Annotated in this window: 21 protein-coding genes, 1 tRNA gene and 1 pseudogene; 13 read left to right on the forward strand and 10 right to left on the reverse strand. The window is 40.5% G+C overall.

The window, feature by feature from the left end:
• Positions 1–82: 82 nt before the first annotated feature.
• The 7 genes and pseudogenes from MN869_RS19605 to MN869_RS19635 form a co-directional block, all read right to left on the reverse strand.
• A pseudogene (locus tag MN869_RS19605) lies at positions 83–1126 on the reverse strand (ABC transporter transmembrane domain-containing protein); the annotation flags it as partial.
• Positions 1126–2616, reverse strand: coding sequence for a TolC family protein (locus MN869_RS19610; protein WP_004808428.1), 1491 nt, complete (start codon positions 2614–2616; stop codon positions 1126–1128). The gene MN869_RS19610 and the pseudogene MN869_RS19605, both read right to left, overlap by 1 nt.
• A 345-nt stretch (positions 2617–2961) precedes the next feature.
• The gene (gene lptB, locus MN869_RS19615) at positions 2962–3708 is read right to left on the reverse strand and encodes an LPS export ABC transporter ATP-binding protein (RefSeq protein WP_017402170.1); all 747 of its coding nucleotides are present in this window, start codon (positions 3706–3708) and stop codon (positions 2962–2964) included.
• Positions 3708–4256: a lipopolysaccharide transport periplasmic protein LptA gene (gene lptA, locus MN869_RS19620; RefSeq protein ID WP_005202505.1), complete on the reverse strand. Its 549-nt coding sequence runs from the start codon at positions 4254–4256 to the stop codon at positions 3708–3710. The genes lptB and lptA overlap by 1 nt, the downstream gene beginning before the upstream one ends.
• Complete coding sequence (gene lptC / locus MN869_RS19625) at positions 4240–4791, reverse strand: LPS export ABC transporter periplasmic protein LptC (protein ID WP_004808434.1); 552 nt, start codon at positions 4789–4791, stop codon at positions 4240–4242. Before lptC ends, lptA begins: the two co-directional genes overlap by 17 nt.
• A gap of 39 nt (positions 4792–4830) precedes the next feature.
• Entirely contained in the window at positions 4831–5370 is a 540-nt protein-coding gene (locus MN869_RS19630) for an HAD-IIIA family hydrolase (protein ID WP_005202504.1), read from the reverse strand.
• Between the two features lie 3 nt (positions 5371–5373).
• Positions 5374–6351: a KpsF/GutQ family sugar-phosphate isomerase gene (locus MN869_RS19635; RefSeq protein ID WP_005202503.1), complete on the reverse strand. Its 978-nt coding sequence runs from the start codon at positions 6349–6351 to the stop codon at positions 5374–5376.
• Positions 6352–6726: 375 nt separating this feature from the next.
• On the opposite strand from MN869_RS19635, the gene MN869_RS19640 reads away from it, so the two are divergent.
• From MN869_RS19640 to MN869_RS19660, 5 genes are all read left to right on the forward strand, one after another.
• Entirely contained in the window at positions 6727–8130 is a 1404-nt protein-coding gene (locus tag MN869_RS19640; RefSeq protein WP_005202501.1) for a cytosine permease, read from the forward strand.
• A gap of 110 nt (positions 8131–8240) precedes the next feature.
• Positions 8241–9662, forward strand: a complete 1422-nt coding sequence (cysS, locus tag MN869_RS19645; RefSeq protein ID WP_005202499.1) for a cysteine--tRNA ligase — start codon at positions 8241–8243, stop codon at positions 9660–9662.
• Positions 9663–9724: 62 nt separating this feature from the next.
• A tRNA-Gly gene (locus MN869_RS19650) sits at positions 9725–9800 on the forward strand.
• 134 nt (positions 9801–9934) lie between these two features.
• Positions 9935–10060 carry a type B 50S ribosomal protein L36 gene (gene ykgO / locus MN869_RS19655; RefSeq protein ID WP_081400817.1) on the forward strand — a complete coding sequence of 42 codons (126 nt, stop codon included), beginning with the start codon at positions 9935–9937 and terminating at the stop codon, positions 10058–10060.
• A 108-nt stretch (positions 10061–10168) separates the two neighbouring features.
• Positions 10169–10645: a copper resistance protein NlpE gene (locus tag MN869_RS19660; protein ID WP_005202498.1), complete on the forward strand. Its 477-nt coding sequence runs from the start codon at positions 10169–10171 to the stop codon at positions 10643–10645.
• Between the two features lie 98 nt (positions 10646–10743).
• Here MN869_RS19660 and tsf read toward each other — a convergent pair whose 3' ends face one another.
• Both tsf and rpsB read right to left on the reverse strand, forming a co-directional pair.
• On the reverse strand, positions 10744–11619 hold the full coding sequence (gene tsf, locus MN869_RS19665) for a translation elongation factor Ts (protein ID WP_004652724.1): 876 nt from the start codon (positions 11617–11619) through the stop codon (positions 10744–10746).
• A 138-nt stretch (positions 11620–11757) separates the two neighbouring features.
• On the reverse strand, positions 11758–12510 hold the full coding sequence (gene rpsB, locus MN869_RS19670; protein WP_004652723.1) for a 30S ribosomal protein S2: 753 nt from the start codon (positions 12508–12510) through the stop codon (positions 11758–11760).
• A gap of 213 nt (positions 12511–12723) precedes the next feature.
• Here rpsB and map point away from each other — a divergent pair, with 213 nt between their 5' ends.
• The 5 genes from map (at position 12724) to MN869_RS19695 (ending at position 19113) form a co-directional block, all read left to right on the forward strand.
• The gene (gene map, locus MN869_RS19675) at positions 12724–13548 is read left to right on the forward strand and encodes a type I methionyl aminopeptidase (protein ID WP_005202497.1); all 825 of its coding nucleotides are present in this window, start codon (positions 12724–12726) and stop codon (positions 13546–13548) included.
• 206 nt (positions 13549–13754) lie between these two features.
• Positions 13755–14810 carry an OmpW family outer membrane protein gene (locus MN869_RS19680; protein WP_005202495.1) on the forward strand — a complete coding sequence of 352 codons (1056 nt, stop codon included), beginning with the start codon at positions 13755–13757 and terminating at the stop codon, positions 14808–14810.
• 380 nt (positions 14811–15190) lie between these two features.
• Positions 15191–16537 (forward strand): MFS transporter, encoded by a 1347-nt coding sequence (locus MN869_RS19685; RefSeq protein ID WP_005202492.1) that lies wholly within the window; start codon positions 15191–15193, stop codon positions 16535–16537.
• 83 nt (positions 16538–16620) lie between these two features.
• Positions 16621–17757, forward strand: a complete 1137-nt coding sequence (locus tag MN869_RS19690) for a porin (protein ID WP_005202491.1) — start codon at positions 16621–16623, stop codon at positions 17755–17757.
• Between the two features lie 150 nt (positions 17758–17907).
• On the forward strand, positions 17908–19113 hold the full coding sequence (locus MN869_RS19695; RefSeq protein WP_005202483.1) for an MFS transporter: 1206 nt from the start codon (positions 17908–17910) through the stop codon (positions 19111–19113).
• Positions 19114–19442: 329 nt separating this feature from the next.
• On the opposite strand, the gene MN869_RS19700 is transcribed toward MN869_RS19695, so the two are convergent.
• Positions 19443–20630 carry a trypsin-like peptidase domain-containing protein gene (locus tag MN869_RS19700; RefSeq protein WP_004808459.1) on the reverse strand — a complete coding sequence of 396 codons (1188 nt, stop codon included), beginning with the start codon at positions 20628–20630 and terminating at the stop codon, positions 19443–19445.
• A 188-nt stretch (positions 20631–20818) separates the two neighbouring features.
• Between MN869_RS19700 and MN869_RS19705 the strand changes: the two genes are divergently transcribed.
• The 3 genes from MN869_RS19705 to MN869_RS19715 all read left to right on the forward strand — a co-directional run bounded on the left by MN869_RS19705 (position 20819) and on the right by MN869_RS19715 (position 23403).
• Positions 20819–21577, forward strand: coding sequence for a Nif3-like dinuclear metal center hexameric protein (locus MN869_RS19705; RefSeq protein ID WP_005202481.1), 759 nt, complete (start codon positions 20819–20821; stop codon positions 21575–21577).
• A gap of 348 nt (positions 21578–21925) precedes the next feature.
• Positions 21926–22546 carry a superoxide dismutase gene (locus tag MN869_RS19710; RefSeq protein WP_005202480.1) on the forward strand — a complete coding sequence of 207 codons (621 nt, stop codon included), beginning with the start codon at positions 21926–21928 and terminating at the stop codon, positions 22544–22546.
• A gap of 230 nt (positions 22547–22776) precedes the next feature.
• Entirely contained in the window at positions 22777–23403 is a 627-nt protein-coding gene (locus tag MN869_RS19715) for a superoxide dismutase (RefSeq protein WP_005202479.1), read from the forward strand.
• The last annotated feature ends 125 nt before the right edge of the window (positions 23404–23528 follow it).

Genomic DNA, 23528 nt, shown 5'->3' on the forward strand with positions numbered 1-23528 from the left:
CGCTTCAATCATCGGCATAGTAATTTATACCTCGATTTGCTGAAACTACTCCGCAATGATCCTCTTTAACTTCCTAAGCCCCTAATTTAATATCTTCAATACCCTGTACTGCTTCTACTAAAATTGCATTTCGAATCGAAGATTCACGCATCCCTTCTTGTGCAAGCTGTGCCAATTTATTTTGTGCCAAAATTGCAGGCAAGATCATTAGAGGCACGACCAATAACATGACCCAAAATAAGTTACCACCAATGATTGCGAAGATAATCAGGAATAAAAAGAAAAAGGGTAAATCGGCAATGGCCCCCATGGTCGTTGATGTCACTAGATCTCGAACACCTTCTAACTCACGGATCTGAGAAATAAAGGTTCCCGTTGACTTAGAGCGCTCACTATTCTTAATCCGAATTGCATGACCAAATACGCGATCAGAAATTCGTAAATCTGCCCTTTTACCAATAATATCTGAGATATAAACCCGTGAAAGTCTTAATACAAACTCAAAAATCGCAGCAATGAGTACACCACTCGCAAGTACCCAAAGTGTTGGAATCGACTGTGATGGAACAACTCGGTCATAGACTTGCATTGAAAAAATAATCGTGGCCAAGGCCAAAATATTGGCAATCATTGAGGCCAACATGATATCGATATAGCGTTTCCAGTCTTGCAATACAATTGACCAAAACCAGCTTGCCTCGTATGGTTTGATATATTCATCAATACGCGCATCGGGTACTGACTGTTCAGGGCGGAGCACATATACATTTTTAATAATATGCTTCAATGCGCCAACGGCAAATTTTTGGGATAGACCTTGATCGCCACTTAGTTGAACACTGACATGGCCTGAACCGTCAGCTTTATCAATAACACCAACCTGCCCGTCGGCTAATTCTACCAATACAGGTAAACGCCAAGGGTTAATCACGTCGTCGCTAAAGGCAACTCTTCTAAGGTTTAATCCAACCTGTCTGCTGATTAACACTAAAACTTCATCTAGATTCTGGTTTTGATTCCAGTCAAGCTGCAGGCGAATCCGTTCCTCAGAAGGTTCAATTCGATAATGCTTTGCAATGGTCAGTATGGCTTGTAACCAAGGCTGATAGTTTATTTTTGTAGTAATCATGGTTGTACCTCAAATCCTTGGATTTTTATATTATTGAGGTCATAGGCTTGGCGAGAACGTCCTGTTGCAGCAATATATTGAGCAATACTGCTGTAAATGTCATAACGTGCTGTTTCTGCCTCTGAATTCGCACTATGAATCGCCTGTTCTGCATTTAACAGATCAACCAGAGTCCGTGTTCCCAACTTATATTGTTCTTGATAAAGTTCTCTTGTTCGTATTGTTGTTGCTTGTTGTCCTGCTAAAACCTGCATTTGACGTTGTTTGTTTTCAATTTGTTCTCTGCTGGTTCGAATCTGATCCAATACTTTTAAATACACCGCATTGACTTGTGCTTTTGCTGCCTCTTCAGCAAAACTAGCCGCACGAGTTTTCGAGGATGTGGCCCCACCTTGATAGAACTGGCTACTAGCTTCCAACATAATCGCACTATCGAACCCACCCTCTTTATCATTTCCAGGGTTCCTACCATGTAAAGCTTGACTCAGTTCTCCTTTTACAGATAGTGTCGGATAATTACTAATCTGTGTCTGTAATTTTTGATTACGGGCAACCTCAATTCCAGCCTGAGCTGCGATCATTTGTGGAATGGTATTGAACTGCGGTGCAGCATATAAATCTGATTGTTTTACAAAATCTTCTGAAATCGCCCATTGTACATTTCGTGTATCAAAACCTAATAAGGTATACAAATGCTGCTGATATTGGCTCAGCAAAGATTGTTGCGCGATCATCGCTGATTGAGCGGATTGCAAATAAGATTGGGCCTGTATCGGATCAGCCTGACTACTAATTCCCGCATTAGCACGCAGATTAGCCATCTCTTGGATACGCTTAATCCCTGCGATTTGCTGATTCGCAATCTGGATCAGTTTTTGATAACGCTGAATATTAACAATTGTTTGCGCAACATCTAATGAAATATCATCAATTTTCACTAGAACATTCGCTTGCCCAACCACAACTTTGGCTTTTTCGACATCAACACCTGATTTAACTTTACCAAAGTCATAAAGCATTTGTGCAGCACTTAAAGTGAGTAACTGTTGGCCTCGAGTACTTTTTTTGCCCAAATCACCTGTGCTGACCCCACCACCTATCTGTGGATAGTAGCCAGATTTGGCAACATCAATATTGGCATTTTGTGAGGCTAATGATGAAATTCCTTGCGAAATTTCAGGGTTCCGCTGTACCGCAATCTGTACCGCATCTTTGAGTACTTTTCGCTGATTCTGCCAGAAAGCAGCAGGAACGGTATCGACTTGAGGACGGCCTGATCCAACCACAGGCAAATCACTCCCGAGTGAAGCATCAACAGAAAAATTACTTAATTTCTGCATTTGTGCCACTTTAAACTCATCACTACTTTTTGGGACAAAAAGCTGAGAAATATTGTTCTTTAAAGTGTGATACTGTTCACTTGGAGTTGTTGCATGTGTCATTGGCACAGACAAGGTTGCTACATAAAGTAACCACTTAAAATCCATACTTTTTTTCCATGATCCATTATTCACTTTTATATCGTTGTGCAAGTTCATATTTTTTTCGTATTGTTATCATTTCAGCATTTTCATTTTAAGCATTTTTTTATAAAAAACACTACGTTCCGCACATAATTTCATCGCTAGATATATGTATATTTTTGTAAAACAGTTCGCATTTTAATAGATTATGCCTTTATAGTGGAATCTATAAAATATATATTTATCATACAATTAGGATAAAATATAAGCCACCCCTTCATCAACAACTCAATATTTAACCATTTATTATTTTATTTACCCCAAAAAAAGAACCTTACGGTTCTTTTTTAAAAGTGATAATCGGCCGATTTAAACGACGAAATCATCACCTAAATATACTTTACGCACTTGCTCATTATCTAGAATTTCTTGTGGTGTGCCCTCTGCAATTACAGACCCTTCACTCACAATATAAGCTTTTTCACAAATTGCTAAAGTCTCACGTACGTTATGATCCGTGATCAGAACCCCAATACCACGATCCTTAAGTGTTTGAATAATATCTTTAATATCACCAACAGAAATTGGGTCGACACCAGCAAATGGTTCATCTAGAAGCATAAACTTAGGATCGGCAGCCAAAGCACGAGCAATTTCAGCACGGCGACGCTCACCACCAGACACACTCATCCCCAATGAATCCTTAATATGATTAATTTTAAAATCATTTAATAATTCATTCAGGCGTTGCTGACGTTGTTGCTTATTCAAATCTTTACGCGTTTCTAAAATTGCCATAATGTTTTCAGCAATCGTCAACTTTCTAAAGATTGAAGCTTCCTGAGGCAAATAACCAATACCTTTACGTGCACGCTCATGCATCGCCAGATCAGACAAGTCCAGATTATCTAAATGAATCTCGCCTTTATCCATACGAACCAAACCGACGACCATATAAAAGCTCGTCGTTTTACCTGCACCATTTGGCCCAAGCAGACCAACAATTTGTCCACTTTGCATAGTAAAAGAAACATCTTTTACTACCCAACGTTTACTGTAGTTCTTCGCTAAGTGCTTGATACAGAGCGTCTGTGGTTGCTGCATTGATTGTTCCATTAATCACGCGCCCCTGGGAAACTTTTTGAACTTGAAGGTGGAATAATAATTTGCACACGGTTAGTTGAAGATCCTTGTGCCTCTACATCACCTTTATTCATGCTGTATTTTAAGCTATTACCACGAATGCTTGAGCCATCCTGATAAAGGTATGCTTTACCCGTTAAAGTAAGAATACCCGTATCTGCATTGTACACGATCGTCTGTGCTTCACCTCGAGCTAAGCCCTTATTGGTATCCATTTGCTGCTGGAACTTTGCTGGCTGACCTTTGGCCGTAATGATTTGAATTTCTTTTTTGCTATTTAAATTTGCAACAAGTGAATCAGCTTGAAGCTTCATGGTGCCTTGTTCGATCACAACATTGCCTGTATAGGTCGTTATACCTGTTTTATCATTATAGGTTGCACGATCCGCAACCAAAGAAAGCTGTTGGTTACGATCCGATGGCAAAGCAAAACTAGCTGCAGAAGAAAGTGCAACAACAGCAACGCAGCTTAGTTGTTTAAGGAAAGTAGAACGAGATTTGGAATTAAGAACTTGGCGCATACTTTCCTCGAATTTTATAAAACTCATATTGACCATTATTTAAATTAGCCTTAAGACCTTGACTCACAAATTCAGCAGATGGTGATTGAACTATCACCTGATGTTGTGTTTCAAGCTCTCTTGTTTTTGGGTAACCAGTGAGTTCATCCGTATGAAACTCTAATTTGTTACCTTGATCGGACAGTTTCGTTGCAACAACATCTCCAAGCAAAATGACTTTAGTATTATCATCATAGCCATTTGCTTGTTTTGCATAGAATGTTGCATCAGGTTTGCCCTGTTTGTACATCACCGCATTCAGTTGATCAAGCTGGGAGGTTTTTTGTTGCATATTCTGTTGTAGCTGTTTAACTTCAGCTCGCATATACAAATTGCCCTGCTCGTCAGTTTGAGTTAAATGAACACCCTGGGCTGAATAGGTCATATTCTTGGCTGAATCAACATCCAACTTTTTTGCTTTGCCACTGTAGTAATAGTAGCCACCACTTATAGAAGCGACTACAACAGCAACAACATATAAAACTTTGGTATCCATAAACAGGGTTACCTAACCTTTGAGCGAATCAACACTATATTAATGTGGTACAGCAAGATATTTTTCAAGCAGTTCTTGGTAAACACCTTTTGCCATCAACAACATATCGCATACTTCTCGTACAGCACCACGACCACCCATCGCTTGGGTCACTAAATTAGCACGACGACGTACTTCTTCATGTCCATTAGGCACAGTAACTTTCATACCAGCGATAGCAAATGCAGATAGATCAGGCCAGTCATCGCCCATATAAATACAATCTTCGGGCAATAGATCCAATTGAGCACAAGCTTCACGCAATGCCACCCCTTTATCTTCACGTCCTTGGAATACCAAATCTACACCAAGATCAGACATCCGTTTTTCAACAATCTGACTTTTTCGACCTGTGATAATAATTACTTTCATACCCGCTTGTTGAACCAGCTTCATTCCCAAGCCATCACGGATATCAAATGATTTAATCTCATCACCTGAATTGGTTAATGTAACAAAGCCATCGCTTAAAATCCCATCCACATCAAGTACCAGTGCTTTTAAATGACGTGCTTGTTCTTGTAAAGCATAAGATGCCATGGCTTAATTTACTCCTGCCTGAATGAGGTCATGCATACTAATCACACCAATCACTTTATTGGCATCATCAACAACTACAAATTGATTCACTTTTCTGTCATGCATTTTTTCTAAAGCTTTCACCGCACGCGCTTCTTGTGAAATCGTTAGTGGATTTTTAGTCATTACTTCAGAAACCGCTAAGTTCACATCGAAGCCTTGTTGCTGGTCAATCATACGACGTAAATCACCATCGGTAAAAATACCCAATAAGGTATCATTTTCATCGACAATCGTGGTTAAACCCAGACGCTTATCAGAAATTTCATATAACACTTTATTCATTGGTGTATCTGGGCGAACCTTTGGTAATTCTGAACCTGTATGCATCAAATGCTTCACATGCAAAAGCAACCGTTTACCTAGGGCTCCAGCTGGATGTGAACGCGCAAAATCATCCGCAGTAAAACCGCGTGCTTCTAATAGCGCAACAGCTAATGCATCCCCCAACACTAATGTTGCTGTAGTGCTTGATGTTGGTGCTAAGCCTAAAGGACAAGCCTCGTCAGCTAAACCTAATGTCAATGCCACATCTGCATTTTGAGGCATTGGTCCTTTATTATCCCGACTAATGGTAATTAAAGGCACAGCTAAATGCTTGATTAAAGGCATTAACATCATGATTTCATCACTCTTGCCTGAGTTAGAAATTGCAATCAGTACATCACCACGCACTAACATTCCTAGATCACCATGGCCTGCTTCACCTGGATGCATAAAGAAAGATGGTGTTCCAGTCGATGCAAAGGTAGCTGCCATTTTACGACCGATATGACCAGACTTACCCATACCAGTTACAACAACACGTCCTTGGCATTGCAAAAGGATTTCGCATGCAATATCGAAGCGTTCATCAATTTGCGCAGTTAAGACATCTATGGCTTGTTGTTCGACACGCAACGTTTCTAATGCGCTTTTTTGGAAATCTATAGTGTGTGACATATGAGTTTGACTCAAAATAATACTCTATCCACCTGATGGTAGATGATTTTAATCAAAAGAATGGTGGCGATTCTAACATATCTGCAAATCATACACGTTTCTAAATGTATAAGTTTTCATGAAAAATGAAGAGATGAAGTATGAAATAGGACTCATAATATTTGGGCTATACACCCATATGTTGAATCCCAATTTAGTTAGGCATATGTACATTCATTCTTAATCGTAGATCCCTTCTATACTTCACAGGAAAACTTGCTTATTATTAACTCAAGTTGTATATACATATACAAATAAGATCATACATGATCATACCTAAGCAATAATTAGGTATTTTTTATGACGAAAAGTGCTTCAAGGATACGGAGTAAAAAGATGACCTCAGTGGATGGGAAAGAAAAACATCAATTTATTGAAAACCGCAGTATTGATTTCATTCCAGAACACGAAAGACATGGCAGTGTTTTCGGCCAATTTACCCTGTGGTTTGGTGCTAATTTACAAATCACAGCGATCGTTACAGGTGCTTTGGCCGTTGTACTGGGTGGTGATGTGTTTTGGTCGATTATCGGTTTATTGATTGGCCAATGCTTCGGTGCCATCGTCATGGCATTGCATGCAGCACAAGGTCCCAAACTTGGCCTTCCTCAAATGATTTCAAGCCGCGTGCAATTTGGCGTATATGGTGCATGCATTCCGATTCTCTTAGTTTGCTTAATGTACATTGGGTTTACAGCCACGGGTGAAGTTCTCGCAGGTAAAGCGATCGCACAACTCATCAATGTCAGCAATAGCACTGGAATTTTAATCTATGCGGCTTTTATTGTGATCTTTGCCACCATTGGTTATCGCCTAATCCACTGGGTCGGAAAAGTTGCAAGCGTTATTGGCATAATTGCCTTTATTATTATTTTGACTCAAATTTTAACTCATTCAAACTTTTCAGAATTAATTGCCGTTCAAAAGTTTAGCTGGTCCTCATTTTTGTTAGCAATTTCGCTTTCGGCCTCTTGGCAAATTTCATTCGGTCCTTATGTAGCCGATTATTCCAGATACCTACCGTCAAACACCTCCTCCACCCGTGTCTTTTTGGCTGTTGGTTTAGGTTCACTCCTCAGTTCGCAAATTTCCATGACTTTGGGTGTATTGATTGCACAGATTTCACAAGGCGGCTTTGTCGGAAATGAGGTGCAATATGTCGTGGGAATGAACGCCGTCGCACTGATCATTACGTTCTTATATTTCAGTATCGCCTTTGGTAAGGTCACACTCTCCACGCTGAATGCTTATGGATGCTTCATGTGTATTGCAACCATTTGGAATAGCTTCAAACCGCGCTATCAAATTTCAAGAATGACGCGTTTAGGTATTGTACTGGCTATGGTTGCCATTTCTACAATCATCGCAATTGCTGGTGAACATACTTTTTTAAACAGCTTTAAAGCATTCATTCTGTTCCTACTCACCTTCTTCATTCCTTGGAGTGCAATTAACCTTGTAGACTACTATTTCATCTCTAAAGAAGAATGTGATGTTGACGCCTTATATGATCCAGATGGGAAATATGGCCGCTGGAATCATATCGGCATTGGCTGTTATATCATGGGCGTGTTACTACAACTTCCGTTTATTCATAGTAAAGTTTACACGGGTCACATCGTGACCATGTTAGGTGGTATTGATATCTCTTGGTTGGTCGGCATTCTGGCAACGGCTGTGATTTATTATTATTTCGCAAAAAAAAGTTCAACTTCGGACAGTGAGTCAAATTGGTTTTGAATAAAGAAATATTGCAAATGAAAGCCATCTTTTTTCTGCTGATAACTTTATGAAATATGGTGCATACGTTATGATGAATAACGATTTTTGTAGAGTGTTTGAAAACCCTTATGCAACCTTTTGTTCTATATAACTCTGAGCAACGTAAAAAAGTTGAATTTGTCCCACGTAAAGAAGGTCAAATCGATATGTATGTCTGTGGTATGACGGTTTACGATTACTGTCATATCGGGCACGCTCGGGTTATGGTTGCATTTGACTACATCATTCGCTTTCTGCGCAGCCAAGGTTGGAAAGTTCGCTATATTCGCAACATTACCGACATCGATGACAAGATCATTGCCCGCGCCAATGAAAATGGTGAAAGCATCCAACAACTCACTGCTCGTTTTATTCAGGCAATGAATGAAGATGCGGCTAACTTAGGTTGTGCTGAACCAGATGAGGCGCCCAAAGCAACTGAATATATTGATCAAATGCAAAATATGATCGGTACATTGGTTGACAAAGGGGCTGCATACCCTGCTAGCAATGGCGATGTTTATTTTGAGGTGAGCAAGTTCAATAAATACGGTCGTTTATCTGGTCGTAAATTGGATGATATGCAAGCGGGTGCATCTGAGCGTGTGGATGTTGAAGTTGAAAAGAAACATCCCTTTGACTTTGTACTGTGGAAACATGCCAAAGCAAATGAACCTGCTTGGGCTTCACCTTGGGGTAATGGCCGCCCAGGTTGGCATATTGAATGCTCTGCAATGTCGACTTGCTGCCTAGGCAATCATTTCGATATTCATGGGGGTGGTTCAGATCTGATGTTCCCGCATCATGAAAATGAAATCGCACAAAGTGAAGCATCGACTGGTGAACAATATGTTAATTATTGGATGCATGTTGGTTTCATCAATGTTGATGGCGAGAAAATGTCTAAGTCTTTAGGCAACTTCTTTACCATTCGCGATGTGATGGAGAAATTCCATCCTGAAGTGATTCGCTACTTCATCGTGTCTTCGCATTATCGCAGCCCAGTTAACTTCTCTGATGTGGCTTTAAAAGAAGCAAAAACTGCGCTAAGCCGTTTTTATCATTCATTTAAAGCCTATCAACAGGTGTATGGTCAAAAAACGGTTGAGACATTAGAGCAAAACTTTGTAGAACGCTTTAACAATGCGATGTGTGATGATTTCAATACCGCTGAAGCAATGGCGGTATTGTTCGAACTGAATAAAGAACTTAATCGCGCGGTGAAAGAAGAGCAAGCGGAACAAGCAACGCTGCTTTACTCTACTCTGCGTCATTTAACCAACATTCTTGGTCTGGTTCAGCATGATGTAGATGAATTCCTAAAATCAGATATTGGTCAGGAAGCACTTAGCCTTTCCGATGCTGAAATTGAAAGTTTTATTCAACAGCGTGTTGATGCGAAAAAGGCCAAAGACTTTGCTCAAGCTGATGGCATTCGCCAGTCTTTATTGGATCAAGGTGTGGTTTTGGAAGATACACGTCAAGGAACAATCTGGCGACGTGCTGATTAATTAAACACTTAGCATTATAAAGAGTTGACACTTGAATGAAACTCTCTATAATGCGTCCTATTGCGGGAATAGCTCAGTTGGTAGAGCATAACCTTGCCAAGGTTGGGGTCGGGAGTTCGAGTCTCCTTTCCCGCTCCAGATTCAAAAAAGCCCTTATCGAAAGATAAGGGCTTTTTTATTATTAACATTTACCCCACCAAAGAATAAGACTAACTCTACATGCTCAAATAAGCGAAATATTATAACATAACACAAATTCATCAAGACCTAAAATGAAAGTCTGCTCATCCCTTAAAAGTGCAAAACGTCGTAGTGCTGACTGCCAGATTATTAAGCGTCGTGGCAAGCTATTTGTCATTTGCAAATCAAACCCTCGCTTCAAAGCAAGACAAGGTTAACTTGTCTTGCTTTACCAAAGGTTAAATAACCCTTACATTCCCTTACTACCATTTCTTTTTAAAATCTAATAACTTGGATATTAATGTTTTCACAAGGTTATATCTAAGATGAAAAAATCACTAATCGCAATTTCTTTGGCATCTATTTTTTTAGTTGCATGCAATAAAGCAGAAACCCCAAAAACTGATGAGCAAACACCCCCAGCAACCACAACAGAAGCAAGCTCTGAAGTCATCGCTGATAGTGCACATACCGCAGAAAATTCATTAGACTGGAATGGTACGTATACTGGTGTACTTCCATGCGCAGATTGCGAAGGGATTAAGACTGAGCTTAAGCTCAACCTAGATAAAACTTACGAGATCAAAGAGACTTATTTAGGCAAAGGTGATGGCAAAGCATTTGAAAGCAAAGGTAGCTTCGCTTTTGACAGCAAGAACACTTCTGTCATTGAACTCGACAAGGCAGGTGATAACCGCAAATACTTCGTTGCAGAAGGCTACTTAAAAGCCCTCGATATGGAAGGCAAAGAGATTACAGGCGAATTAGCTGACAAATACGAACTCAAGAAAGAAGCTGAATAAGTTATTTCTACCGATAAAAGCCCACTCAATATAGTGGGCTTTTTATACAGCCAATAAAAAACCCAGTCATAATGACTGGGTTTTTTAGAAGATACGAATTACTTCGCAGCAGCTTGAGCAGCAGCAACTTCTTCTGCAAAACTCATTTCAGCTTTCTTCTCAATACCTTCACCCACTTCGAAACGAACGAATTGAGCTACAACTGTACCAGTCGCTTTTAATACATCAGCAACTTTCTTATCATTGTCGATAACATACATTTGACGATCAAGCGCAACTTCGTTCAAGTATTTTTCAACTGAACCAGTTACCATTTTCTCAACGATGTTCGCTGGCTTACCAGATTCTAATGCTTTCGCTTCAGCAATTTCTTTCTCTTTAGCGATCAAGTCAGCTGGAACAGCTTCAGCATTTACAGCAACTGGGTTGAACGCAGCAACGTGCATTGCAATACCTTTACCAGTGTCAGCATCACCTGTGTAAGAAACAACAACACCGATTTTTAAACCGTGTTTGTAAACAGCCAAGTTTTCGCCTTCAACGATTTGAGCACGACGAACTTGAATGTTCTCACCGATTTTTTGAACAAGTGCAACACGAGCTTCTTCTACAGTCGCGCCGTCTTCAAGCTTAAGTTCAGCAATTTTCGCAGCATCAGTTTCGTTTGCAGCAAGTGCAGCAGCAGCAACTTTATCAGAGAAGTTTTTGAAGTTTTCGTCTTTAGCAACGAAGTCAGTTTGACAGTTAACTTCAACAAGAATTGCTTTGTTACCGTTTTGAATAATAGTGATCGCGCCATCAGCAGCAATGTTACCTGCTTTTTTAGCAGCTTTTGCTTGACCTGATTTACGAAGGTTATCAATCGCAAGTTCGATGTCACCGCCTGCTTCTGTTAATGCTTTTTTGCATTCCATCATTGCAAGACCAGTACGGTCACGTAATTCTTTTACCATGCTCGCAGTAACTGCAGTCATGTTGATCTCCTAAAATCGGTAGAAAATAAATCTGTTCAACAAAAACGGCCCAAAGAAACTCTGGGCCGTTTGCACTCTCGACGCTTTAATTTGCCACCATTACATGTCGCAAAAATGACAAGCTTGCGTCAAAACGCATTAAGCCTCAGATGCGTCTTTCGCAGCATCGTCGCCTTTTGCTTGTGCATTAGCTTGTGATTGAGCGTATTCTTTACCAGCAAGAATCGCATCAGCCATAGCTGAAGCATACAAAGTTACTGCACGAATCGCATCGTCGTTACCCGGAATAACGTAATCAACGTTGTCTGGGTTAGAGTTTGTATCAACGATACCGATTACAGGAATACCTAAGTTTTTCGCTTCTTTGATTGCAATCGCTTCGTGATCAACGTCGATTACAAATAATGCGTCAGGTAAACCACCCATGTTCTTAACGCCGCCTAAAGCACGTTCAAGTTTTTCCATCTCACGAGTACGCTCTAAAGCTTCACGTTTAGTAAGCTTAGCAAAAGTACCGTCTTGAGATTGAGTTTGAAGGTCTTTTAAACGGTTGATAGATTGGCGAAGTGTTTTCCAGTTCGTCAACATACCACCTAACCAACGGTGATCTACATATGGTTGACCAGCGCGTTGAGCTTGTTCACGGATGATGTTAGAAGCAGCACGTTTAGTACCAACGAACAATACTTTGTTCTTTTTGCTTGCAAGATTGTTAACAAAGTTCAAAGCATCATTTAACGCAGGAACAGTGTGCTCAAGGTTGATGATGTGAATTTTGTTACGCGCGCCAAAAATGTATTGACGCATTTTTGGGTTCCAGAAACGAGTTTGGTGACCAAAGTGTGCGCCTGCTTGAAGAAGGTCGCGCATGCTTACGTTGTAATCTGCCATTTTCTTTACCTTAAAGTTTGGGTTAGGCCTCCATATATCCGCATTCTCCACCTATTGCTAGGCACCCAGAGTAATGTGTCGATATATGTGCGGATTTTTTACGACTATTGTTATCAGATATTTTCGTAAAATATATTCACGAAAAGCATTTGATAAAATAGGCGGCTATTTATACCATAGACACTTGCAAATTACCAAAAGTTTTTAGAGATCATGAATACAACTTATACAGCCCCACGCCGATTAATCAAAACACCTGAAGAAATTGAAAAGATGCGTGTTGCAGGGAAATTGGCGGCTGAAGTTCTAGACATGATTAAACCGCATATTAAAGCGGGTGTGAGCACACTAGAACTCGATACAATCTGTCGCAATCATATTGAAAATGTTCAACACGCGATTCCTGCCTGTGTAGGTTACGGTGCTGCACCTGGCCGCCCTGCTTTTCAACATTCTATTTGTACTTCGGTTAACCATGTAGTTTGTCACGGCATCCCTTCTGAAAATAAAACATTAAAGAACGGTGATATTCTTAATATTGATGTAACAGTGATTAAAGATGGTTATCACGGTGATACCAACATGATGTACATCGTGGGTGGTGAAACATCTATTCTTGCTAATCGTTTATGTTCAGTGGCACAGGAAGCGATGTATCGTGGTATGGCAACTGTTAAAGATGGTTCATATCTAGGTGATGTGGGCTATGCCATTCAGCAATATGTTGAATCTGAACGTTTCAGCGTTGTCCGTGAATATTGTGGCCATGGTATCGGCAATGTTTTCCACGACGAACCACAAGTTTTACACTATGGCCAAAAAGGTACGGGTATGCGTCTAGAGGCTGGCATGACCTTTACCATCGAACCAATGGTCAACGCAGGTGTTTGGCAAACCAAACTTTTAGGTGATAAGTGGACGGTTGTCACAAAAGATCACAAGTTATCTGCTCAATATGAACATACGATTTTGGTAACACAAACAGGGATCGAAGTACTCACTGCTCGACCTGAAGAAGATCTGTCTCGCTTTATGTAATTCATTCCCTTTGAATTATTTTAAAAAAGTCACTCCGGTGACTTTTTTTACGCATCCACATTTTCTTCATCAATTTATTTAAATCAAACAAAAAAAATCATAAGCATAACAATTATAAAATTTAACTAAACAAAGCCTATTTAAAAATAGCGTTAAGGTGGGCGCAAGAAAAATCCTAACAAACTTTTTGGACATGGAGTCCCACAATGATGAAGAAATCATTCGCTTGCCTGATTACAGGTGTATGTGCCCTACCGACACTTACTTTCGCAGACTCGCCTTATTTCAGTCTAAAAGATGGAGATGGGTTTAAACGTTTTTCTGTTTCCGCGGGCTGGTTACATGCCATGCCGCAAGGATCTGCAAATCCAGTCAATATCAACACGAGTGTTGCTGAGGGTACTAAAGCCAAAGTTGGAGATGTCTCTAAACAAGCTGTACTTGCAGCAGCAGACCGAGACTCCAATAAGCTTCTTTATGATGCCATTAAAATACAACCCCTTGACCCAGTACCAGGCCTGTTAACAGGCACTGCAACTGTCAACGGCCTATCTAACTGGCAAAGCCAAGGAACAGGTTTAGAAGCTGATAAGGTTGACACTGTTGGTATTATGGCTAATTACCATTTTACCGATAACATCTCTTTAGAAGTTAAGGCTGGTATTCCACCGAAAGTTGATATCAAAGGTAAAGGCGATATCTACGCACCTTTAACAGGTCAGGCAGAGACCGCATTAGGAACAATTGGTTTAAAACAAGATATCCATATCACTGATCTAACCCAAGGTGACAAAGCTGCAACTGCACGTGCTTGGTTACCCGCTGTAGAACTACATTACCAGTTTGGTAAATCTGGGGTGAATAAGTTCCGTCCCTATGTTGGCGCAGGTGTCATGTATGCTTATTTTAATGATTTAAAAATCAACTCAGGGATCGAGTTAGATTTAATCAAAGCAGGTCATATGATTCAAAATATTCATGATGGAAAAGCAGGTGCAGCCTTAGATGGTAAAACATCCTCAGCAGACCCTGTAGTTAAACTCAAAGCAACGGACACCTTTGCCCCGATTGTGACTATAGGTGCAACCTATGATTTTAATCCAAACTGGTTTGCTGTCGGTTCTGTTTCTTATTCCAAAATGAATAATGAGGCTAAAATCTCTGTGACTGACCGCAACACAGGTAAAGAACTCATCAAAGCAAATACTAAAATTGATATTGATCCTCTGATTACCTATGTCGGTGTCGGTTACCGCTTCTAAATTTCATTTCATAAAAAGCAGCACTCGCTGCTTTTTTATTGTGCAATCTTTCAAAGCAGCATGATCAAAAATCACGCACCACGAGAACGCAATTTTCAGAAGATTGTCTAACATAGACACCTTCTATCTACGACCCCACATTTATACCAATATTCTTGATTCACTCAATCCTCTTATAAACACCTTGATGATTAACATTTTAAATTATTCATTTGGTTAATTTATTTTTCTGGCACGGCACTTGCTATATATCAAACACATTGAATCAACGACGATTCATAAACATATTTGATGACGGCCAACGGCGTCCGTTCTGTTCGATTTGCTTAATCAGCGTAATGCCTAAGCAAAATAAATGACGTGCAGTTCAGGAGAAAGTTATGTCTTCACCAATGAATATTGATGCAAAAAAAGCCACCGAAATAAAATTATTTAGCTTTTCTACACCTGCCATGCGAGCGTTCCATATGACATGGTTGGCATTCTTCGTGTGTTTCTTCGCGTGGTTTGCCTGTGCTCCCCTCATGCCAGTCATCAAAGGCGAGTTCAATTTAACCAAAGATCAAATTGCCAATATCAACATTGCAGCAGTTGCCATTACCATTTTAATTCGACTCATCGTTGGCCCACTCTGTGATAAATACGGCCCACGTAAGACCTACACTGCTCTTTTACTGCTTGGTAGTATTCCTGTTTTTGGTGTTGCTGCTGCAAATACCTATGAATCCTTCTTATTCTTCCGCTTATTGATTGGTGCAATTGGCGCGAGCTTTGTGATTACCCAATACCATACCAGCGTGATGTTTGCACCAAACGTTGTAGGTACAGCAAATGCAGCCTCGGCAGGTTGGGGAAATGCAGGAGGTGGTGCAACCCAAGCCATCATGCCTCTTATCTTAGGTGCAATCGTCATGTTTGGTGTAGAACAAGCAATGGGTTGGAGAATCGCATTACTTGTACCAGGCATCATGATGCTGATCGTGGGTGTCCTGTATTGGAAGCTTACTCAAGATTGCCCTCAAGGAAACTTTAAAGAACTTCGTGAGCAAGGTATCGAAGTTGGTGCTGGCAAAAAAGGCGGTGTTGCGATTCTGATGCAAGCAGCCCGTAATTACCGTGTTTGGATTCTATTTGTCTCTTATGCTGCCTGTTTTGGTATTGAAATTTTTATTCATAACATTGCTGCAATGTACTATGTCGATCACTTCAATATGGGCCTTAAAGAAGCAGGTTTGACTGCTGGTATTTTCGGTCTGCTTGCCCTATTTGCCCGTGCACTCGGAGGTTATCTTTCAGATAAGGTTGCAATATCAAAAGGTTTAGATGGTCGCACAAAAGTATTGTTTATCATGATTCTATGTGAAGGCTTATTCCTCATACTTTTTTCTCAGATGAATACCGTAGCACTTGCAATTATTAGCATGACCGTTTTTGCTCTCTTTACCCATATGTCTTGTGGTGCAACTTACGCGCTTGTACCTTTTATTGATCGCAATGCTTTAGGTGGTGTCGCAGGTATCATCGGTGCAGGCGGTAATGTCGGTGCAGTTGCTGCAGGCTTCTTACTCAAAGGTTTACTCGACGTACAAACCTGCCTGATGATTTTAGGTGCTTTGGTGACCGTAGCCGCATTCAGTGTCATCCTCATTCGCTTCTCGGTCGAACATAAAGCCAAAGAACAACAATTGTTCGAGCAAGCTGTATTAGAACGTAACTCTCTCGCTTAATCACAACACATTTTGTGTGGGATAAACCCTCCCACACGATTTCCAAATTAAATACTTCAACACCATTTTTCAGGGGTCTCAATATGAAATTGAATCTTCTTGGCTTTGCCATGCTTGGATGCTTAACCAGTACTACTTTTGCAGCACCTACACTTTATGGGGAAATTGATGCAAGTATCGATTACTTGCCAGAAAAAAATGCCAACAGCTCAAATAAAGATGTGTGGGAGGTTAGCTCCAATAGTTCATATCTAGGCATTAAAGGAGATGACAAACTGACTGAGCATCTAAGTGCGGTCTATGCAATTGAATGGGGATTAAGTGCTGACGGCGATGGAACAGACTGGACGCAACGAAACCGCTTTGTCGGATTAAAGGACAGTCAACTCGGCACCATCAAAGTGGGTAAACATGATACGCCGGTCAAACAGCTCTCAAGCACAGTTGATATTTTCAATAATTATGTGGCAAATAAAGCAGATATTGGTGGGATTCTGACTGGAGAAAACCGTATCGATAACGTCATTCTCTATGAATCACCAGCCATTCATCTCTCTCAAGGCGTGGTTAAACTGAATGCTCTGCTCGCCACTGGAGAATCATCTGGAATTAAAACATCCAGCGGCGGTGCAAAAGTCGCAGGTCGCGGCTTAGGCGATGCATGGTCTGCCAGTCTGGTTTATGAACATCCATTTTTTGTCGCAGGACTTGGCTATGACAAAGCCATTCCAAGCACTTTTGCAGGACGTGGCTTTCTCAATGTTGCCACAAGACAGGCTTATACAGCCGACACACAAGCTTTTGCCGCAGCAAATACCATACGTGCCATCGGACGTTTAAATCCGTTTGAAGGCTTGGCGATTAAAAGCTTGTATCAACGTTCCGATGTTGAAGAAACTAGCTATGCAGATCCAACAGAAACAACAAAATGGGCCACAAAAGCCAACAATATTGATGATGCTCAAGGTTGGTTAGTGGGTGCCGAATATATTCTTCCAAATGCAAAAAAATGGATACTCAAAGCACAATATAGCCAGAATGATACTCACTTTAAAAACACCACAGCTGATTTTAAAGCCAAACAAATCATGGCCGGGGCTGATTATGCCTTTAGTAAGCAGGTGAAAAGCTATGGCTATGTAGGTTATTTAACACTTGAACAAGCAGATAAAAAAGACAAGCAACCTGTTGTCGGATTAGGCTTGGAATTTAAGTTCTAAATTATATCCTGCCATTTGAAACAAAACGGTCAATTTACAGTTGACTGTTTTGATGACTTTGCATCTTGTCACAATTATTTTTGCAGGGAATCGAAATATGATGAGAAGTATTTTAGAATACTTTTCACTTATTCCAAGATTACAACAACAATGTCAAACCCTCAATTTTCCAAACAATTGGTCTATATGCTGATCGGAAGTGCGCTGATTCTCGCACTTTCATTGGGTGTACGCCATGGCTTTGGTTTATATCTGGTACCCATGAGCGATAGTTTTGGTTGGGGCCATCATATTTTTAGTTTTGCGATTGCCATGCAAAACCTGATCTGGGGGGCTGCACAACCCTTTACCGGTGCGATTGCTGACAAGTACGGTACTAAAAAAGTCGTGATGGCGGGAGGGGTACTCTATGCTATTGGCTTAGTCCTTATGGCATTTAGCTCTACAGGACTCTTACTTAACCTCAGCTTAGGGCTCGTGATTGGACTCGCCTTATCTGCGACCTCTTTTACCGTATTGCTTTCTGCGGTTGGTCGCGCTGCACCACCAGAGAAACGCAGTATGGTCATGGGGATTGCCAGTGCTGCGGGTTCCTTTGGGCAGTTTATTATGCTGCCCTCAACTCTGTTATTCCTTAAAACCATCGGTTGGTCTTCTGCTTTGCTGGTGAGTGCCTTTGCTATTGCATTCATTGTCCCCTTGGCTTGGTTATTGAAATCCCCTGCTTCTACAGCACCTAAAGCGCTAAATCAGCCAAGTTTAAGCTTTAAACAGGTTTTACACATCGCAAGAAAACACAAACCATTTTGGTGGTTATCGCTCGGCTTTCTGGTCTGTGGTTTCCAAGTGGTATTTTTAGGCGTACACCTACCTGGTTATTTAATTGATCATGGCTTTGATGCCACAACAGGTACGATATTCTTGGCACTGGTCGGTCTATTTAATATTGTAGGGACCTATGGTGCAGGTTGGTTAGGTGATCGCTATTCAAAACCAAGATTGCTGATGCTGCTTTATGGTTTACGCGGTATTGCTATTATTGCTTTTCTACTACTCCCACTCAGCACATTGACCGTTTATAGTTTTGGGATCATTATGGGACTACTCTGGCTTTCCACTGTTCCGCTCACCAATGGGATTGTGGCCAATATGTTTGGCGTCAAATATTTATCCATGCTCAGTGGTATTGTGTTCTTTACCCATCAAATCGGCTCATTCTTTGGCGGCTGGCTCGGTGGGGTCAATCATGATATTGCAGGCAACTACAATATGATTTGGCTCGCCTGTTTAGTGCTAAGTGCTTTTGGTGTTGTCATCCATCTTTTCGTGAATGAAGAGGCTGTGATTCATGACTAATATAGAACGTCATTTTAAGTTGCTATTGTTTGTCACGCTTCTGTGTTTGATGAGTCTTTCGATCTTGATCTGGTTTCAAACCCCTGATTTGTTTGAGTACTTCAATCAAGCATTTTGTGCACATTGAAGCAGAGCGCTTGTGCTTGGTCTTTGTCATATAAACATCAAAACTCTGTCATCAAACCATCAAATTTCGATGCTTTAATGAAAAATAAAAAAGTCGATAAAATGCAAAAAGCGTGTTGATCAGTCGATCAACACGCTTTTTTTATGACTTCAAATAAATAAAGGCTGCTCATTGGCAGCCCTTATTTATCATCTAAGCGGCCTTACTGTTGTTGACGCTTAGGCAATGGAATATATTGCGATTGTGCATTTTGTTGCACTTTACGCTCTCCAACTTTAACCTGCAAAGTTTGTTGTTTGCCTTCACGCTCAATCACCACATCAATTAAACTTTCTGGTGCTTGTAACGCAACATAATTAATCAAATGCGATGCTGAAGAGATCTGCTCATTATTCACTTGAATAATCTTATCGCCACGCTTAATCCCTGCAGAATCAGATGGTCCGCCACGTAATACATCTGCAACAGTGACACCAACTGGTTTAGCGGTCAAAACATCTTCATCAATGTTATTTGGAATTAAGCTAATTCCTAACCAACCACGTACTACACGCCCATCTTTCAAGATGGAATTAAGAACTTGCTGACACACTTTGGCAGGTATCGCAAAACCAATTCCAAGTGAACCACCCGATTGCGAGAAGATCGCCGTATTGACCCCAATCAAATTACCCGCAACATCAATCAATGCACCGCCAGAGTTACCTGGGTTAATCGCAGCATCGGTTTGAATAAAGTCTTCATAGGTATTGATGCCCAAATCCGAACGTCCCGTAGCAGAGATAATCCCCTGAGTCACAGTTTGACCGACACCAAATGGGTTACCAATCGCGAGCACAACATCACCCACTTCATTACCACTTAATTTAAATGGCAACACCGGTAATTTATCCAATTCAATTTTGATTACCGCCAAATCGGTGTCTGGATCAGTGCCAACCACGGTCGCTTCAGCACGGCGTCCATCTTGTAAAGCCACGACAATATGCTCAGCCTGCGCAATCACATGATTATTCGTTAAAATATAACCATCCGCACGTACAATGACGCCTGAACCCAAACTGTTTTCGTTTTGAGGTTGTTGCGGCATTTGATTGCCAAAAAACTCACGAAATACAGGATCATTCAATAATGGATGATTCATCTGTTTCACTTTCTGTGTGGTAAAGATATTCACCACAGCAGGTGCCGCCACTTTGACCGCAGCACTATACGAAACCACCCCACCCGTACGCGTGGTATCAATCAGTGGTTCAACCTTTTCTGCTGGCATTTTTACCCCATCAGCAGCCACCGTTGGTTTCGGTTGATGTGATTTCTGCCAAGCCAGAAAACTAAATATAACAAGAATGAGTAATACCCAAGGTAACCATGTAAATGCACGGCGCACGTCTATTATCCTCTAGGCGAAATTATGTAATGAACGTAATTTATTGAAGAACTGGAAGTTTCCACCATTGTAAAGTAAATTGCTTAAAATCAATGCAAAAGTTAAAAAAGTTTTGTCTAGCTTTAGTTACATTTGAAAATATGTTCTTATTGTTGCTGAGAAAAGATGTAAATCATTTGAGGAATCGCATGGCAAATTTGCATGACATTGTGCAATGGTGTAACCAGACTTTAAAAGCCAATGAATTTAAAGACTACGCGCCAAACGGCTTACAGATCGAAGGTAAGCCTGAAGTCAATAAAATTGTATGTGCCGTGACTGCATCTGAAGATGCAATTGATGCTGCAATTGCCCAACAAGCCGATGCATTACTGGTCCATCATGGTTATTTCTGGAAAGGTGAACCCTACCCAATTACAGGCATGCGCGGCAATCGTATCAAGAAACTGATTCAAAATAATATTTCCCTGATCGCGTATCACCTGCCTTTGGATGCACATCCAACTTTGGGCAATAACATCGCTATTGCCGATTTGATCGGTCTAAAAGATTTAGAAGCTTTGGATCCAAACGAAAAGCATCCAATTGGCAACATTGCCTATTTAGACAATCCGCTAAGTCCAGAACAATTTAAGGCGAAGTTACAGAGCATTTTTGACTTTAATGTGATTCATCTACCAAGTGATAAAACTGTAATTAAAAAAGTAGGCTTCTGCACAGGCGGTGCTCAAGATTTTATTGCAAAAGCAGCTCAAGCAGACTGTGATGCTTATATTTCTGGCGAAGTTAGCGAACGTACTTTTTATGAAGCAAAAGAACTAGGGGTACATTATTTTGCATGTGGTCACCATGCAACTGAACGTTATGGTGTACAGCGTTTAGCACAGGCCATTACCAAACAGTTTTCAATCAAAACCGAATACTTCGAACTCAACAATCCGATCTAGTTCGAGTCAACCATTTGAAGGAGTGGAATTATTTTCACTCCTTCTCTTCATAATTTTTAAATGAATCCATTTTCAAATTAAGATTTGCGTTAACACCACCAGCATTGCAACGTCTTTACCTTATCTTGGGGCTTATAAAGCCTAACCCAGAACACATCCCCTTTCTTTCATTGGCAAGTCAATTCAAGACCCAACAGACAAATGATAAATAAAATTTATTTTTTACTCCATTTCGCATAGATAAAAGCAAATTAAAAGACATTGATTCTCATTTGCTTTTAAATAAATAATGAAGGCGCTTCAATTCATCGTAATAAAACCACATTGATTACAAAAGGAATCAAACACATGGCTTATTCTTTACCGGCGCTTCCTTATACATATGATGCACTCGAACCGAACATTGACACCAAAACCATGGAAATTCATCATAGCAAACACCATCAGACCTATATCAATAATATTAATGGCGCAATTGAAGGCACAGAATGGGAACAACTCCCTGTAGAGGAACTAGTCGCCAAAGTGAATGAAGTTCCAGCAGATCTTAAAAATATGGTGATCAATAATGGTGGCGGACACGCAAATCATTCACTTTTTTGGACAGTCATGAGCCCGCAAGGTGGTGGAGAACCTACAGGTGATATTGCTGAAGCCATTGATCAACAACTTGGTGGTTTCGATGCTTTTAAAGATGCATTCACCAAGGCAGCGATTAGTCGTTTTGGCAGTGGTTGGGCATGGCTGAGCGTCACGCCTGAACACAAATTAGTGGTCGAAAGTAGCGGCAATCAAGACTCACCCTTGATGCATGGCAATACACCTATTTTAGGTCTGGATGTATGGGAACATGCGTATTATTTAAAATACCAAAATCGCCGTCCTGAATATATTGCTGCATTTTATAATGTGGTGGATTGGAATGAGGTCAATCGCCGTTATCACCAAGCGTTACAAGCAAAAGTATAATAATTTTCGAATCAGCTCGGCCTGATTCAGTATCTCCATAAAAAACGGGTTAGAGTGTCTTAGAACGTTCACTAAACGAGCTAAAAACTCTAATCATTGTTGTATCGTATATGTCTCATAACGAAATTTTTTGCATATTTTGTGTATTAAAAGACTGCCCTATTATCTATAGAATCATTTACAATAAAGGCACTTAATGTAAAACCCAGCAAATTTGCAAGGAATGAAACATGACAACCATTACTTTACCTGCACTTCCATATGGCTATGATGATTTAGCGCCACACATCACTCGCGAAACTTTAGAATACCATCACGACAAACACCACAATACTTATGTTGTTAACTTAAACAACTTAATCAAAGGTACAGACCTTGAAGGTAAATCTTTAGAAGAAATCATCAAAGCGTCTGCTGGTGATGCATCTAAAGCAGGTATCTTTAACAACGCTGCGCAAGTATGGAACCACACGTTCTACTGGAACAGCATGAAGCCAAATGGTGGTGGTAAACCTACAGGTGCGATTGCAGCGAAAATTGAAGAAGCTTTTGGTAGCTACGAAAAGTTTGCAGAGGAATTTACTGCTGCTGCAACAACTCAATTCGGTTCAGGTTGGGCTTGGTTAGTTGCTGATGAAGTAAACGGTAAATTATCGATTACTAAAACTGCCAATGCAGATACTCCACTTGCTCATGGCCAAGTTGCAGTATTAACCATCGACGTATGGGAACACGCTTACTACATCGACTTCCGTAACTTACGTCCTAAGTACATCGCAACTTTCCTAGAAAGCTTAGTAAACTGGGACTATGCAAATGCTAAACTTGCAGGTCAACCAGCAGGTGTTGAGAAATAATTTATTATTTCCCAAACTTAAAAGACTGCTCTTTATGAGCAGTTTTTTTATGCTTATATTTTGATGGAATCATTCAACTCAGCCATTCAATTCACTTGCTCTTTTTAAATAAAGTCTCTTTTACA

The sequence above is a fragment of the Acinetobacter sp. NIPH1876 genome (assembly GCF_022808535.1).
In the GTDB taxonomy this organism is placed as follows: Bacteria; Pseudomonadota; Gammaproteobacteria; order Pseudomonadales; family Moraxellaceae; genus Acinetobacter; species Acinetobacter higginsii.

What these genes read in the sequence shown, in the direction of transcription:
- MN869_RS19610 (WP_004808428.1), bottom strand. Translation starts at nt 2,616, where the DNA reads ATGGATTTTAAGTGGTTACTTTATGTAGCAACCTTGTCTGTGCCAATG.
- lptB (WP_017402170.1), bottom strand. Translation starts at nt 3,708, where the DNA reads ATGGAACAATCAATGCAGCAACCACAGACGCTCTGTATCAAGCACTTA.
- lptA (WP_005202505.1), bottom strand. Translation starts at nt 4,256, where the DNA reads ATGCGCCAAGTTCTTAATTCCAAATCTCGTTCTACTTTCCTTAAACAA.
- lptC (WP_004808434.1), bottom strand. Translation starts at nt 4,791, where the DNA reads ATGGATACCAAAGTTTTATATGTTGTTGCTGTTGTAGTCGCTTCTATA.
- MN869_RS19630 (WP_005202504.1), bottom strand. Translation starts at nt 5,370, where the DNA reads ATGGCATCTTATGCTTTACAAGAACAAGCACGTCATTTAAAAGCACTG.
- MN869_RS19635 (WP_005202503.1), bottom strand. Translation starts at nt 6,351, where the DNA reads ATGTCACACACTATAGATTTCCAAAAAAGCGCATTAGAAACGTTGCGT.
- MN869_RS19640 (WP_005202501.1), top strand. Translation starts at nt 6,727, where the DNA reads ATGACCTCAGTGGATGGGAAAGAAAAACATCAATTTATTGAAAACCGC.
- cysS (WP_005202499.1), top strand. Translation starts at nt 8,241, where the DNA reads ATGCAACCTTTTGTTCTATATAACTCTGAGCAACGTAAAAAAGTTGAA.
- ykgO (WP_081400817.1), top strand. Translation starts at nt 9,935, where the DNA reads ATGAAAGTCTGCTCATCCCTTAAAAGTGCAAAACGTCGTAGTGCTGAC.
- MN869_RS19660 (WP_005202498.1), top strand. Translation starts at nt 10,169, where the DNA reads ATGAAAAAATCACTAATCGCAATTTCTTTGGCATCTATTTTTTTAGTT.
- tsf (WP_004652724.1), bottom strand. Translation starts at nt 11,619, where the DNA reads ATGACTGCAGTTACTGCGAGCATGGTAAAAGAATTACGTGACCGTACT.
- rpsB (WP_004652723.1), bottom strand. Translation starts at nt 12,510, where the DNA reads ATGGCAGATTACAACGTAAGCATGCGCGACCTTCTTCAAGCAGGCGCA.
- map (WP_005202497.1), top strand. Translation starts at nt 12,724, where the DNA reads ATGAATACAACTTATACAGCCCCACGCCGATTAATCAAAACACCTGAA.
- MN869_RS19680 (WP_005202495.1), top strand. Translation starts at nt 13,755, where the DNA reads ATGATGAAGAAATCATTCGCTTGCCTGATTACAGGTGTATGTGCCCTA.
- MN869_RS19685 (WP_005202492.1), top strand. Translation starts at nt 15,191, where the DNA reads ATGTCTTCACCAATGAATATTGATGCAAAAAAAGCCACCGAAATAAAA.
- MN869_RS19690 (WP_005202491.1), top strand. Translation starts at nt 16,621, where the DNA reads ATGAAATTGAATCTTCTTGGCTTTGCCATGCTTGGATGCTTAACCAGT.
- MN869_RS19695 (WP_005202483.1), top strand. Translation starts at nt 17,908, where the DNA reads ATGTCAAACCCTCAATTTTCCAAACAATTGGTCTATATGCTGATCGGA.
- MN869_RS19705 (WP_005202481.1), top strand. Translation starts at nt 20,819, where the DNA reads ATGGCAAATTTGCATGACATTGTGCAATGGTGTAACCAGACTTTAAAA.
- MN869_RS19710 (WP_005202480.1), top strand. Translation starts at nt 21,926, where the DNA reads ATGGCTTATTCTTTACCGGCGCTTCCTTATACATATGATGCACTCGAA.
- MN869_RS19715 (WP_005202479.1), top strand. Translation starts at nt 22,777, where the DNA reads ATGACAACCATTACTTTACCTGCACTTCCATATGGCTATGATGATTTA.